Origin of the sequence: Streptomyces sp. NPDC051563 (assembly GCF_044454225.1) — a bacterium.
Lineage (GTDB): Bacteria > Actinomycetota > Actinomycetes > Streptomycetales > Streptomycetaceae > Streptomyces.
Map to the genome: position 1 here is coordinate 1 of NZ_JBITDL010000008.1, position 13,597 is coordinate 13,597.

The 13,597-nt window shown below is 69.0% G+C and carries 9 protein-coding genes and 3 pseudogenes; 8 read left to right on the forward strand and 4 right to left on the reverse strand.

What is annotated here, in order from left to right; genetic code table 11:
- Nucleotides 1-360, forward strand: a 360-nt coding sequence (locus ACIA8F_RS11520) for an acyl-CoA thioesterase (RefSeq protein ID WP_399378088.1), incomplete at its 5' end; no start/stop codon positions are given.
- A gap of 478 nt (nucleotides 361-838) precedes the next feature.
- On the opposite strand, the gene ACIA8F_RS11525 is transcribed toward ACIA8F_RS11520, so the two are convergent.
- Complete coding sequence (locus ACIA8F_RS11525) at nucleotides 839-2,182, reverse strand: hypothetical protein (protein WP_399378089.1); 1,344 nt, start codon at nucleotides 2,180-2,182, stop codon at nucleotides 839-841.
- 120 nt (nucleotides 2,183-2,302) lie between these two features.
- Here ACIA8F_RS11525 and ACIA8F_RS11530 point away from each other — a divergent pair, with 120 nt between their 5' ends.
- The 6 genes from ACIA8F_RS11530 (at nucleotide 2,303) to ACIA8F_RS11555 (ending at nucleotide 9,813) form a co-directional block, all read left to right on the forward strand.
- Nucleotides 2,303-2,689, forward strand: a complete 387-nt coding sequence (locus ACIA8F_RS11530) for a hypothetical protein (RefSeq protein ID WP_399378090.1) — start codon at nucleotides 2,303-2,305, stop codon at nucleotides 2,687-2,689.
- Between the two features lie 339 nt (nucleotides 2,690-3,028).
- Nucleotides 3,029-4,282 (forward strand): methyltransferase, FxLD system, encoded by a 1,254-nt coding sequence (gene fxlM, locus ACIA8F_RS11535; RefSeq protein WP_399378091.1) that lies wholly within the window; start codon nucleotides 3,029-3,031, stop codon nucleotides 4,280-4,282.
- A gap of 2 nt (nucleotides 4,283-4,284) precedes the next feature.
- A complete protein-coding gene (locus tag ACIA8F_RS11540; RefSeq protein ID WP_399378092.1) occupies nucleotides 4,285-4,461 on the forward strand; it encodes an FxLD family lanthipeptide in 177 nt (58 codons plus the stop codon).
- 185 nt (nucleotides 4,462-4,646) lie between these two features.
- On the forward strand, nucleotides 4,647-7,577 hold the full coding sequence (locus tag ACIA8F_RS11545; protein ID WP_399378093.1) for a lantibiotic dehydratase: 2,931 nt from the start codon (nucleotides 4,647-4,649) through the stop codon (nucleotides 7,575-7,577).
- Entirely contained in the window at nucleotides 7,574-8,752 is a 1,179-nt protein-coding gene (locus ACIA8F_RS11550) for a lanthionine synthetase C family protein (protein WP_399378094.1), read from the forward strand. The genes ACIA8F_RS11545 and ACIA8F_RS11550 overlap by 4 nt, the downstream gene beginning before the upstream one ends.
- A gap of 83 nt (nucleotides 8,753-8,835) precedes the next feature.
- Entirely contained in the window at nucleotides 8,836-9,813 is a 978-nt protein-coding gene (locus ACIA8F_RS11555) for a thiopeptide-type bacteriocin biosynthesis protein (protein ID WP_399378095.1), read from the forward strand.
- 100 nt (nucleotides 9,814-9,913) lie between these two features.
- Here the strand turns inward: ACIA8F_RS11555 and ACIA8F_RS11560 are convergent.
- Nucleotides 9,914-10,213, reverse strand: a pseudogene (locus tag ACIA8F_RS11560) (transposase); the annotation flags it as partial.
- A 419-nt stretch (nucleotides 10,214-10,632) separates the two neighbouring features.
- Here ACIA8F_RS11560 and ACIA8F_RS11565 point away from each other — a divergent pair.
- Nucleotides 10,633-11,895 carry an IS110 family transposase gene (locus ACIA8F_RS11565; RefSeq protein WP_399378096.1) on the forward strand — a complete coding sequence of 421 codons (1,263 nt, stop codon included), beginning with the start codon at nucleotides 10,633-10,635 and terminating at the stop codon, nucleotides 11,893-11,895.
- Between the two features lie 20 nt (nucleotides 11,896-11,915).
- Here the strand turns inward: ACIA8F_RS11565 and ACIA8F_RS11570 are convergent.
- Nucleotides 11,916-12,619: pseudogene (locus ACIA8F_RS11570) on the reverse strand (transposase); the annotation flags it as partial.
- Nucleotides 12,620-12,752: 133 nt separating this feature from the next.
- Nucleotides 12,753-13,523 (reverse strand): annotated as a pseudogene (locus ACIA8F_RS11575) (transposase).
- Nucleotides 13,524-13,597 lie beyond the last annotated feature (74 nt).

A 13,597-nucleotide genomic window follows, 5' to 3' on the forward strand; every position in this document is an offset into this window, starting at 1 on the left:
TCCAGGCCTTCGACATCGCCTTCGACGGACGCCTCACCAACAACCGAATCTGAGCCTACAAACCAACCCAGTTACACCGAAAACTTTACAGACCCCCTGAGCAAGAACTTCTTCCTCTCGGAGCAGTGGATGAAGTTCTCCAAGCCGCTTGTCTACAGCAAGGAGCTGGTGGAGATTGAGGTGTGGGTGACAAGCTTGAAGGGCGTCTCCTTCGAACTCGCCTATGAGATTAAGGACAGTGGAGGCGTGTACGTGTCAGCAACCTCCAAGATGGCTGGCTTCGACTCAGTTGCCGGACGCGTTCGTCGCTTTGATGACGACGAACGAGCTGTCCTTGGCAGCTTCCTGGACGGGTCGTAGGGCTGGGTTGAGATACAGGACGCTGCGGCGGCCACGGCCCCACGACACGGTTCTTCGCGCCGCCGAGCGCGACCACGAGCGCTGCGCATTGGAAGCTGCCGTCGGCATTTCCAGCGCCGAGTGCGGGGCCATCGCGCGAGGGAGGGCCGCCAGCAGCACCGCTGCGCACATACCGGTGACGGCCTGGAATGCGACCAGGAGTTGGACGGCCGCCGGTCGCTCCGCAACGACAATCAGCCAGCCCGCGGTAGGTGATCTCCGCCGGCGGAGGCGGTGTGCCGGTCGGTCTGCTGTCCGCTTGGGACTGAGCGGGGGTGGCAAGTCGCCCACCAGTGGGTCAGGGAATGCTCGCCGTTGACGGGGGTCTCGGAATAGCCCTCTGGTCATGTCGGCCATCCGTTCCATCAGGCGACGCAGGATGCCTCTCGGCGTGGCGTTGACTGGGGCCTCCCACGGGAGGCCCCATGCTTGCTTCCGGCTACCCCTTCATGGCGCCCACCAGGGCCGCTCGCTCGGTCAGCGTGCGGACAGCCTGGATCTTTGCGTGGGGTTTCAACCTACGTCGCATCGTGTCGAAGTGCTCGTCTCCCCTCGACGAGGAGAGATGCTCGTACTCGTCCAGGAACCTGTTCCAAGAGTCGCACGCAGCCTCCACGTGTCCGTAGGAGTGCTGGCGTTGCGCGAGGACTGCATAGGAGTGGAGGCGGCCTTGCCGCTGTCCTGACGGCTGAATGCGGATGGATTCCTTCAGTGCACGGATGGATCCGGAAAGGTCACCCGTTTCGTTGAGTACGTGCGCTTCGTGAAAGAGGAGGGCGGTCCGGTCATACCCGCCGACGGAGTCTTTGCCGTCGTCAGCCCTCGCCAGAGCATCGCCGGCTTCCTTCAGTCGGTTGAAGGCCTGCCGCTGGTCTCCGACCATTGCGGCCCCGTGGGCCTGTTGGCCTCTCAGGAAGGCTGTCAGGCGCGGTCCGGCAACCGGTGCTGCCTCGGCTGCCGAGTCGGCCAGCTCCAGCGCTCGCCGTCCGTAGCCGAGGTTCGAGGCCTGCAGCGACATCCCGCGGAGCGTCCGGCAGTACGTGACGTGGTCTTCCGCCTCACCGGCCAGTTTGAGGGCGGACACGTAGTACTGCTGGCCCAGGCTATGGGCCCGTTCGTACATGGCCATCCAGCCGGTGAGATAGGTCAGGTCGGAGGCAGCCGCGAGCATGTCGCGTCGCACCTCGTCGGAGGCTTGCGCCTTCAGCCATGGGCCGACTGAGTTCACCAGGAAGGCCGCAGCCATCGGGCGGGCATGCCCCGCGCCCAGCTCATCGAGGATGTCAGCTATCCGGTCGGTCATCGTTCGCACGATGGCAACCTGGCCGGTTCCGATCCTCGTAGTGGCTTTGCCCGGCAGTACCGGAGCAGGCTCAGCAGCCACGGCCAGGTCAGGGAACAGGGGAACGATCAACGCAGCGGAGAAGATTCCGGCGGCGAGAATGCCGCGCCGGGACGGGTCCATATCGGCCTTTCCGAGGTCTACGAGTTCCCCCACAGTGTCCTGGGCTGTCGCAGACCGCGGTGGCGTGAGACCAGCCTCGGAGAAGGTGACAGGGCGGCACAGTTTCCGGGCGAAGGCCTCGATGATCAACGCTCTGACCTGTGAACGAGGCTGATGGCCAGCGATCCACTGGGAGACAGCCGGCTGGCCGTAGGTGAGGCTCAACCCGGCCTCGGCGCCAAGCCGGTTGATGATGCTTGCGAACTGAGACCGGGACCAATTCGCCTGGTCAAGGAGCGAGGGCAAGCCCGCGTTGGGCGTGCGTGAGCGTTCCGCCATGTGCAACTCCCGACATTGCATGGCTTGCATACTCTGCTGACCTCTCCACGGTACTCGCGGAGCGTGCTGGTGCGGTTACCTCTTCACAGACCCGAGCAGGCTGTGACGAGGGAGGCCCAGGTGACCACGGTTGCCCCCGATCAGAATGAACAGACCGACATCGAGCATGACTTGTGCTCCGACGACCTTCCGGTTGATCTGGAGACGATCCGCCAGACCATCACCCTGGCGAAGGCCCTCGGGCTGCTCGCGCCCCGGGCGGAGATCGACGAACTCGCCCTGCACATGCGGGCCCACTTGGCGCTGCTCCTAGCCGAGGACATCGGCGATGAGTCCCAGCTCCGTGAGTTCTACCGGCGCGGGTACCGGCTTCTGGAGAGCGCCCGCCGGGTGACCGGGGCGACAGCGAACTTCGTGGCGTGGGAACACCTGCAGCGGGTTACGTCGACCACCGAGAGCTGTGCCCGCCTGTGGGAGATTCGCCATCAGCACCCGGGCGCCGCATGAGCGCGGTTGAGGATCGGCCGAAACTGCCCGCGGGAGAGCCGCGGTGATCCGCAGCGCGGCCGGACCGACCGAGCACCGCCAGGCAGGGTTCCGGCCGATCTCCTGGGGCCGTTGGCCCCGCGGTGCATACCTCGGCCGTGTGGACGGTGTCCCGACCAGAGGGACCACACACCGTTCCACGGCGCCTGGCTGTTCTCCGCGTACGACGCCCCGGCCGGCACCCCCATAGGGGCGGTCAGCTCGGGGGTCCGCAGGGTCAAGCACGACTAGAAGCATCACCTCATCCGGAGCGCGAAGTTCGTCCGGATGCGCCAGGACTGAACGACAGGGAGCCAGCACGTGACCGAGACCGTCGAAGAATCCACCACGTCCGCCGAAGAGCTGCGTACCGCGATGACGGACCAGCTCGTCAGGGCGGGCACGATCCGCAGCAAGGAGGTCGAGGCCGCGTTTCTGGCCGTTGCCCGTCACGACTTCGCTCCGGACGCGCCCCTCGTTGAGGCGTACGCCGCGCACGAGGCCGTGCGCACGAAGAGGGACGAGTACGGCATCGCCATCAGCTCCGTCTCGGCCCCCGACATCCAGGCGATGATGCTGGAGCAGGCACAGGCTCAGGTGGGGATGAGGGTCGGTGAGGTCGGCTCGGGGGGATACAACGCGGCCCTGCTGGCAGAGATCGTTGGTCCGGAAGGATCGGTCGTCACCATCGACATCGACTCCTACGTCACCGACCGGGCGCGCACCCTGCTGGATGCGACCGGCTACGGCCGGGTGGAGGTGTTCCTCGCCGACGCAGAGCACGGCCTGCCCGACCACGGGACGGTGGACCGGCTGATGGTCACCGTCGGCGCCTGGGACATCCCCCCTGCGTGGACCGATCAGCTTGCAGAGGACGGGCGGTTGATCGTGCCGCTGCGGATGCGCGGCCTGACCCGCTCGGTCGCCTTCGACCGTGACGGCGACCGGCTCGTCTCCCGGTCAGCGGAGGTGTGCGGGTTCGTCACCATGCAGGGCGAGGGAGAGCACGCGGAGCGGCTGTTGCTGATTCGGGGCAAGGAGATCGCCCTCCGTTTCGATGACGGCTGGCCGGCCGACCCTGAAGCCCTGAACGGGGTGTTCGACACCGAGCGAGTGGAGAAGTGGGCGGGGGTCAGCGTCGCGCGTACCGAGCCGTTCACCGGCCTGCAGATGTGGCTGGCGACCGCCCTGGACGGCTTCTGTCTGATGGCCGTGGACGCCGAACTGGACACCGGCCTCGTCGGTCCGCAGAACAAGCAGTCCAACCTCGCACTCCTCGACGGCGACTCCTTTTCCTACCTGGTCATCCGCCGGGACGGGGACCGGGCCGAGTTCGGTGTGCACGGCTACGGCCCGCACGCCGAGGAGGTGGCCGAGGCCCTTGCGGAGCAGATCCGGACGTGGGACCGCGACCACCGGCGGGACGAGCCGGTGATCTACGCCTACCCGATCAGCACCCCCGAGACCGACCTGCCCGCCGGGCGGGTTATCACCAAGCGGCACCGCCGCATCATCATCTCCTGGCCCCACGAGGGTCAGGCCGACCACCGCACCACCGACGACAAGGAGAACTGATCATGACCCACCAGATCGAACAGGCCACCACCAACCTCGGCGACTTCAGCCTCGACCTGCGCGTGGTCGAGTCCGCCGCCCCGATCGCGAACCTCCTGCGTGCCACCGACGACGGCTGCGGGTCTTCCTGCGGTGGTTCCAACACCGCGTGCACCTCCTTCACCGGCGACCCCTCCTGACCGGGACCGTCGCGAGGGGGCCGAGCCTTCACCGCCGGCCGCGGTGAACCACGGCACCTGATCTATCCCGCCGCCGGGCACACGGTCGTGTGCCCGGCGGCGCCACGACCACACCAGGACGGCGAAGGGGGCATGGGGCTATGGCGGGTCGAGGACGGCTGTACCGGGCTACGGAGGTTGTGCTGGTGCGGGCCACCACCCACCCCGGGCACGGGGTTCCGGCGGTGGACGTGGACCTGTCCGGGCCAGGTGGAGTCCAGCGGGGCCGGGCTTGGCTGGCGGCTGTCCGCGCCCACGAGCAGGGCCGCCAGGCGTTGGAGGAGGCGAGCCCGGTCCTAGCCACGCAGACCACCGCTGTTCTGGCTTCCCCCGACCCGGACGGGCGGGAAGTACGACGGCTGGTGCACTCCACGGCTGCCTACTTGCTGCGCTGGCGCGGCCGGGCGACCCCGTTCGGGCGCTTCGCTGGGATCGCTCCCGTTCGCATCGGCCCCGACCCGCGGGCGGACTGGGGAGAGGAGCATCGGGTGGTGCTGCGGCCGGATGCTGACTGGCTCGGTGCCGTGGCCGACCAGCTTGCAGCCCGACCGGGGGTGCTGGAGGGGCTGTTCGTGGCGGTGAACCCGGCCGCCGCCGTCCGGGGAGGGCGCATCGTTGCCCCAGGCCGGGCACCCGCCGAGGGCCTGGCACCACTGGAGGTGTCCGTGGCGGCCACCGGGCCCATCCGGACCGCGCTGGACGCCGCCCGCGTCCCGGCCGTTTTCGCGGACGTCGCCAATGCCGTCGCCGCCGCCTTCCCTCATGCCGACACGACCACGGTCCATGCGCTCCTCTCGCAATTGGTGGACAGCGGTGTCCTGCTGTCCTCCTTGGACGCGGTGGCCACCGACCCCGAACCCATCGCCGTCCTGCGGGCGGCGTCTGGCGGCCCAACCGTCTACAGCGGACCGCTTCCGGCGCCCACGGAGGAGGTCACCGGAAGCATCCCGCCAGCGTGGCCGGACACTGTCCTCACTGCCCAGATCACGATCCCCGCCGACGTGCTGTCCGAGGCGGAGAAGGCCGCCTCCACCTTGCTGCGGCTCTCCCCGTACCCGTTCGGCGCCCCGGCCTGGCGCGACTACCACCAGCGGTTCCGGCAGACGTACGGTCACGGTGCGGCGGTGCCATTGGCTGACCTGGTCGCCGACTCCGGGCTCGGGTTGCCGTCCGGCTACCTCGGCGCCGCCTGCCCATCGCCGGCACGGACGCTGTCCGCCCGCGACGAGACGTTCCTCGCTCTCGCCCAGCAGGCCGCCCTCGACCGGGCCCGCGAAGTCGTCCTCACCGAGGAACTGCTCGCATCGCTCGGCTTGGTCGAGGCCGCCGATCTGATGCCGCCGCCGTGTGTGGAGCTGGCCTTCCACCTCCAGGCCGACAGCGCCGAGGATGTGCGGCGGGGGCGGTTCGAGGTGTGGGCGACGTCCGCCGCCCGCCCGTCCTCATCCATGGCCGGACGCTTCACCGACCTACTGCCGGAGGACGACCGCGACGCGTGGATGGCCGCGCTGGCAGGTCCGAGCGGACCGCTGCCTGCGCAGCTGCTGTTCCCGGCACGTAGGCGCCGTAGCGGCAATGTGGTCCGCACCCCGGTCGCGACCGGCCACACCATCGCCCTCGACTGGCCCGACCCCGGCGGTATCCCACTCGCCGACCTCGCCGTCACCTGCGACGCTCGGCACCTGTACCTGATCCGGTCCTCCACCGGCCAGGTGGTGGAGCCGCGCGTGCTTCACGCACTGGAGCCGACCGTACTGACGCCGCCCCTGGCCCGGTTCATCGCCGAACTCGCCGGGGCCAGGCGCACCGCATGGCGACTGCCCGACTGGGGTGCCGCCTCCCGCCTTCCCTACCTGCCCCGGCTGCGGCACGGCCGCGCGGTCCTGGCCCCGGCACGGTGGCTCCTGGATGCCGCCGCTCTGCCTGGCCCGGCCGCCGCATCCGCTGCCTGGGAGGATGCGCTCGACCAGTGGCGGACTCGCCGCGACGTCCCGTCCTCCGTGGTTCTCGTCGAAGCCGAGATGCGTCTGCCCCTCGACCTTGACGTGCCCCTGCACCGGGATCTGTTGCGCGCCCGACTGGCTGGGACGGGGGAGTTGACGTTGCGGGAATCACCTGAGCCGGCAAGCAGGCCCACCGCACGTTCCGCAGGCGGATTCATGGGCCGTGCCCACGAATTCCTGACCGTCCTGCACGCCTCTGAACCAGCCCCGATACCGCGGCGCTGGTCCACCGTTGCGGCCGCGGCCCCAGAACAGCCTGGTCTATCCCGCGCGCTGTGCGTCCGCCTGCACGGGCACCCGGGGAGGCAAGACGAGATCCTCACCGAGCACCTGCCCCGGCTACTGGCCGGCTGGAATCCGGTGCCCCGCTGGTGGTTCACCCGACATCACGACAGCAGCCACCCCGAACTCGACCGCCCCCTGACCTTCACCATGCAGGTCGACGAGCTCGGGTTCGGACCGACAGCCGCCCGCCTCGGCGACTGGGCTGACGGACTACGCTGCCAGGGCCTGGCCTCCCGGCTCGATCTGGTCGCCCACCAGAGCCAGGACGGCCGGTACGGGTATGGGCCCGCTCGCGCGGCCGCCGAGAAGGTGTTCGCGGCCGACAGTGCCGCTGCCGTCGCCCAGATCACGTACGCCGCCCACACCGGCATCCCCGCCGAGGCGCTCACCGCCGCATCCCTTACCGACCTCGCCACCGCCTACGCCCCCACGCTGGGCGAAGGCTGGGCCTGGCTGTCAGACAACCTGCCGCGCGAGTCCGGGCCCGTGGACGCCACCCTGGTTCGGCAGTCACTCGCGCTGGCCGACCCCGACGCGTTCCGCCACGAAGCCGCCGCCCGCCCGCTGGTGGTCGCGTGGACTGCCCGCGCCGACGCCCTGGCCACCTACCGCCGGGTTCTGGCCGATCAGCGCGAAGACCCCCTGGCCGTCCTCCGGTCGCTCCTCCACCTCCACCACGTTCGCGCCCTCGGCGGCGGGCCCGGCCCTGAGTCCCTCACCATCCGCCTCGCCCGCACCGCCGCCCTCGCTCGCACCCATCGCACCGACCGTCGCAGGGGTCGCTCGTGAACGCCACCGTCCTCGCGGCCCGGTACGGCCGCCGCCTACAGACCCCCGACCCGGCCGCAGACCCGGTGCTGGGTCAGTCCCTCAGCCAGGGACCGGCCGGGATCGCGCTGTGGCACGTGGAGAACGCACGGTGCGGGGCCGGGTCGTGGGAACCGGTCAAGGCGTGGCTGGCGGCAGCGACCCGCACCGACGTGACGGCTGCCGACTCCGCCTGCCTCTCCTACGGGGCGCCGGCGCTCGCGTTCGTCATGCACGCCGCCGGGGCCGACGGCACCGCCCGCGACCGTCTCGACGCCGCGACCGCCACCCTGGCCCACCGCCGTGTGGCCGCCGCCTGGGCCCGTATCCGGTCCGGCGCCCTCCCGGCCATGGCCGAGTACGACCTCCTGCACGGCCTGACCGGAATCGGCGTCCACCTCCTCCACCACACCCCCGGTGATGACGCGCTTGCCGCCGTCCTCGGTTACCTCGTCGCGCTCACCTGCCCTGTAACCGTGCACGGCGAACAGATGCCGGGCTGGTGGTGCATCCATGACCCGGCCCGCCGCTACACGCCGGGCGGGCACGCGAACTTCGGGATGGCCCACGGCATCACCGGTCCTCTCGCCCTCCTTGCCCAAGCGACACTCCGAGGAATCTCCGTGGACGGCCAGACGGACGCCATCGCCACTTTGACGGCCTGGTTCGACCGGTGGCGTCAGGAGGGTGAGGGCGGCCCGTGGTGGCCGGAGACGATCACACGCACCGAAATGGCTACCGGCCGCCCGCACAGCACAGGCCCCGGGCGCCCATCGTGGTGCTACGGCATCCCGGGAATCTCGCGGGCCCTTCAACTCGCCGCCCTGGCCACCGCCGACACCGTCCGCCAGGAGGCGGCCGAGAATGCGCTGGCCGCATGCCTCGCCGACGCTCGCCAGATCGGCCGGATCACCGACACGGGCCTGTGCCACGGCACCGCTGGACTGTTCCAGACCGTCTGGAGGACCGCCCAGTACGCCCGCACGCCCGACCTGTCCGTCGCCGTCGATGAGCTCGCCACCGTCCTCGAGGGTCAGGCGGCCGAGCCCGACCCCGGGCTCCTCGAAGGCGCCGCCGGACAGGCCCTCGCCCTGGCCACGGCCGCCCGCGGCCGACCGCCCGCTTCCGGCTGGGACGCCTACCTCCTCATCAACTGACCCCGGCCGCAGCAAGTGAGGACAGCATTCGCGTCGCCGGCCACGTGTGTCTCGTCACCCTTCGCGGAGAGGAACCACCCCAGATGACCACCCCTCACGTCCCTCAGCAGACCGAACAAGCCGTTCTGGCAGTGCTGCGCGGGCAGTCCATCGCCGCAGCCGCCGCCCACGCCGGGATCGACGCCGAAGAACTCCACGACGCAGCCGCCCTCTACCGGGCAGCCGGACAAGCCGCTCTCGCCGAGCAGGCCTCCCGACGCGACTGGCACCAGTCCCGAATCGAGTTCGCGGACTTCGACCGGGCCGAGGACGTCGCCGCCAACCACCTCGTCCCCCACCTGCGTCTCCTGGAGGACTCCGGGCTCCTCGCCGCCTGGTGGTTCATCCGCAAGGCGCCCTGCTGGCGGCTGAGGCTCCTACCCGCCGCCGATACTGATCCCGGCCACCTCCACGCGGCCCTGTCCGAGGTCCTCGGAACCCTCGTTCACTCCGCCGAAGTCGTGCGCTGGTGGCCGACCGTGTACGAGCCGGAGGTTGCGGCCTTCGGTGGACTCGAAGGCATCGACATCGCCCACAAGCTCTTCCACGCCGACTCCCGCCACTTTCTCGACCGCACCCGGCGTGTATCGGGCCTGGGGCGGCGTGAGACGTCGCTTCTCCTGGTCACGGCCCTCCTGCGGGCGGCTGGGCTCGACTGGTACGAACAGGGCGACGTGTGGGACCGGGTCTCCCGTCTACGCACTCTGCCCGTCGACGTCACCTCCGACAACCTGGCCCAGACCTCTGCAGGGATACACCGCCTCCTGGCCCTCGCCACCCGACCGTTGACGGCCGCTGGAGGGTCGATGGAGGCCATCACCCCGTGGCTCGTCGCCTTCGAAGAGGCAGGGAAGGGCATCGGTCATGCTGCACAGATCGGCATCCTCCAGCGTGGCCCCCGCAACGTCCTGGCCCACCATGTGATCTTCCACTGGAACCGACACGGCCTGTCCGCCCGCACTCAGGCAGTCCTCGCCCACGCTGCCCGCGCCGCGATCCTGGCTCCCACCGCGAACACCTGACCAGCGGCAGGTGCGGAACAGTCACCTCGATACCTCAGCAGGCCAGGCTGACCCACGGCGTCGTGGCAGGTATGCGACTAGGGCGCGTATTTGGTCGTGATCAAGGGCCGGTCCGGGTGAGGTCCTTGATCCAGATCATTGAGGCGCGCAGGTGGAGGCCGGCGAGGTAGCTCTCGGGCGTTTTGTCGTATCGAGTGGCGATGCCTCGCCAGGCCTTCAGCTTGTTGATCAGGCGCTCGACGGTGTTCCGCTCCTTGTAGAGGTCGGCGTCGTGGGTGACCGGCCGACCACCTCTGCGGCCTTTGTTCTTCCGGTTGGATGCCTGATCCTTCTTCTCCGGGATGACTGCCTTGATACGGCGTTTACGCAGGTAGGCGCGGTTGCCGCGGGACGAGTAGGCCTAATGGGAGGCGAAGGCCAGCGGGTGTTGGCCCTCGTGGACGCGAGTCGAGCCTTTGAGTATGCCCGGGCCTCGAGCCCTGTTGACAAGACGAGGCCGGCTCGCGCCCAACACTCCGGGCAGGAGTGCTCGGAACCAGGTGCGGTTCGTTCGGCATGAGCCTCGAAGAGGTCCTGTTTCTGCGGGGCAGCCCGCTGACGGTTCTCGGGCGCTTGGCTGTTCGTAGTCCGAGCCGGTTGCGCGGATCACCTCTCAGCTCTGCCTTGAGCTTTCAGCTCTGACACGGACCGAGGGCCGCGTGACTCGTTGGGGTTGCGAACGGCTGGTGGGATGACGTGCCTTGAGCACTTCCATTAGGGAGCACGCGCACCCTGCACAGGCTCTGACCTGGGAAGAGACTCGTCACGAAGGAGGGCCGGATGACAATCACCGGGTTACCGACGCCAGTGTTCTGTGGGGTCGACTGGGCCGAAGATCACCACGACATCGCGGTGGTCGATGCGGGTGGGCAGCAGCTCGCAAAGATGCGGATCGGCGACGATGCCACGGGGTTTGCCCAGCTCATGGCTCTGCTAGCCGAGCACGGTGACAGCGAGGGCAGCCCGATTCCGGTGGCGATCGAGACGTCACGCGGACTGCTTGTCTCGTGTCTGCGTGCCACCGGCCGGCCCGTCTTCTCGATCAATCCGTTGGCGGTCGCCCGCTACCGGGATCGACATTCCGTCGCTCGCAAGAAGTCGGACGCCGTCGACGCCGCGGCCCTGGCCAACATCCTGCGAACCGACATGGCCGCCCACCGGTCACTTCCGGCGGACTCCGAGCTCGTCCAAGCCATCGCCGTGCTCGCCCGGGCCCAGCAGGACGCCGTCTGGGCCCGCGGCCAGGCCAACAACAAGCTTCGCTCCCAGCTCAGAGAGTTCTATCCGGCGATCCTCAACGCCTTCGCCCAGCACAAGCAGGGACTGTGCGCAAGGGAAGCCCGCAGCATCCTGGCCGCAGCACCAACCCCTACATCGGCTGCGAAGCTGACTCGGCGACGCCTGCAATCGCTGCTCAAGCAGGCCGGCCGCGTCCGCGGCATCCAGGCCGAAGCCGAAAGGCTCCACGAGGTCTTCAAGCGCGACTACCTCCACCAGCTCCCGCAGGTCGAAGCGGCTCTCGGCCATCAGACTTCCGCTCTGCTCAGGCAGCTGAACACCGCCTGCGACAACGCCGCCCAGCTCGAAGAAGCCGTCACCCGGGCCTTCGAAGAACATCCGGACGCAGCGGTCATCCGCAGCTTTCCGGGTCTCGCCGCACTGACCGGCGCCCGGGTCCTGGCGGAGATCGGCGACGACCGCACCCGCTTCGCCACCGCCGGATCCCTCAAGGCCTACGCCGGTAGCGCCCCCGTCACCAGAGCCAGCGGCAAGAGCTGCAAAGTCATGAACCGGAAGGTCAAGAACCAGAGACTCGCCGCAGTCGGCTACGTCTGGGCCTTCAACTCTCTGACCAGGTCGCCAGGCGCCAGAGCCCACTACGACCGCCGAAGAGCAGCCGGCGACCGCCACGTCGCAGCACAGCGGAACCTCTTCAATCGGTTCATGGGCATGTTGTTCCACTGTCTTCAGAACGGTCAGGGCTACGACGAAGCAGTCGCGTTCCCGCTGGCCTCAGCCGGACTCAGAGCGACGGCGGCTTGACGCTTATCCGCGTGGGATGTCTTGTCTCCGGCGACCGCGCCGGGCCTGGTGCGGGGACGGCCGACGGGCCCGCGGACCCGTACCTTCTTGAGCACGGGGATGAACTGCGGGCTGTCCGCGGCCTGCCCTGCGGTCAGGATCAGGGCCAGGGGCCGAGACCTGCGGTCGGCAGCCAGGTGGATCTTGCTGGTCTGTCCGCCTCGTGAGCGCCCGAGCAAAGCAGCTTTCAAACGGAGCTTGCGCCGTCGCCGGACGCGCCGCCGTTCGGCCCGGCCGGGATCAGCGACGTCGCCGTGTCCGTCTTGTTCCGCCGCGCCGCCCCCTTTTGGCGGGCCGCCTCCGCCTCGACGGCAGCCTTTTCCAGAGCGTCCAAAACGTCCTCCTCCATGCGTATCCCGGCCGCGTCGTGATGGGCACGGACAGTCGTGGAGTCCACGCTGACCAGCGACATATCCACCCGGCCCCGCCCGGCCGCCTCGGCTATCACCCCCTCCAGCAGCGCATCGAAAACCCCGGCGTCCCGCCACTGCCTGAACCTGTTGTGCACGGTGGACCAGGCGCCGAACCGCTCCGGCATCTCCCGCCACTGCCCTCCCGAGCGGAACTTCCAGATCACGCCCTCGAACTGCTGCCGCAGCCGCTCGGGATACGGGCCGTACTCACCGACCGGCAGATACGGCTCGACGAACCCCCACTCGTCGTCCGTCAGTTGCACACGCGTCATATGTATCGGCCTACCGGATCTGCCCTCACAGCGAGGCCAGATTCGGCAAACCGATCACGACTCAATACAGGCCCTAAAGGGTGTCGCCGAAGGTCCGTCTCAGGCAGGTCGGAGTGGTGGTTGACCTGCTGTTTCATCCCGCCAGGGCGAGGTTGTGCATGGTGGCGACGGCCTGGACTGCGTGGTGGAGGCCGTCTCCCTTCTGGCGGCAGTCGCGGAGGATCTTTCAGCTCTTCATGCGGGCGAAGGTGTGTTCGACGCGGGCGCGGACGCCTCGGTGTTCGGCGTTGTCCTCTTCCTGGCTTCGCAGGAGCGGGCGTCCGGCTCGTCTACGGCGCGGGACGATCAGTTCGGTGCCCAGGTAGGCGCCGTCCGCGATGACCGTCGTCCCAGCCGCCGCGGCTGGCAGGTCCGACTCGCGACAGACACGGGCGTCGGCCTTGTTGCCCGGCGCCGGGCGGGAAGACGCGATGACCAGGCGGCTGTCCGCGTCGATGATTACCTGCACGTTCGCGGAGAAGCGGTAGTTGCGGGACGACGCCGCGTCGGTGCTGCCGCGGACGGGGATCAAGGTTGCGTCCACGATCCAGAACCGGTCCACGTCGGCGACCGGCCGCGGGGCCGGCTCCAGCGCCAGCAGCGGCCGCAGGAGCTGGATGACTCGGCAGACGGTGGCCGAAGAGACCCCGAACAACGGGCCGAGCTGCCGCATCGTGAGGTTCGTCCGGTAGTACACAGCCCCCAGCAGCACCCGGTCCGCCAGTGGCAGCCACCACGGGCGGCCGCCACCGGGCCCGTTCCCGCCCCGCTCCCGCACCACCTTCACCAGCTTCACGAACCAGTCCATCCGCGAGCCCGTGAAGGTCTCCACCCACACCGGCTTAGCCCGCAACACCCCACCCATACAGGGAAAATGCCCAACACTGGACCCTCTGCAACACCCTTTAGAGCCACCGGCCAGGAATTTTCGACTCCTTG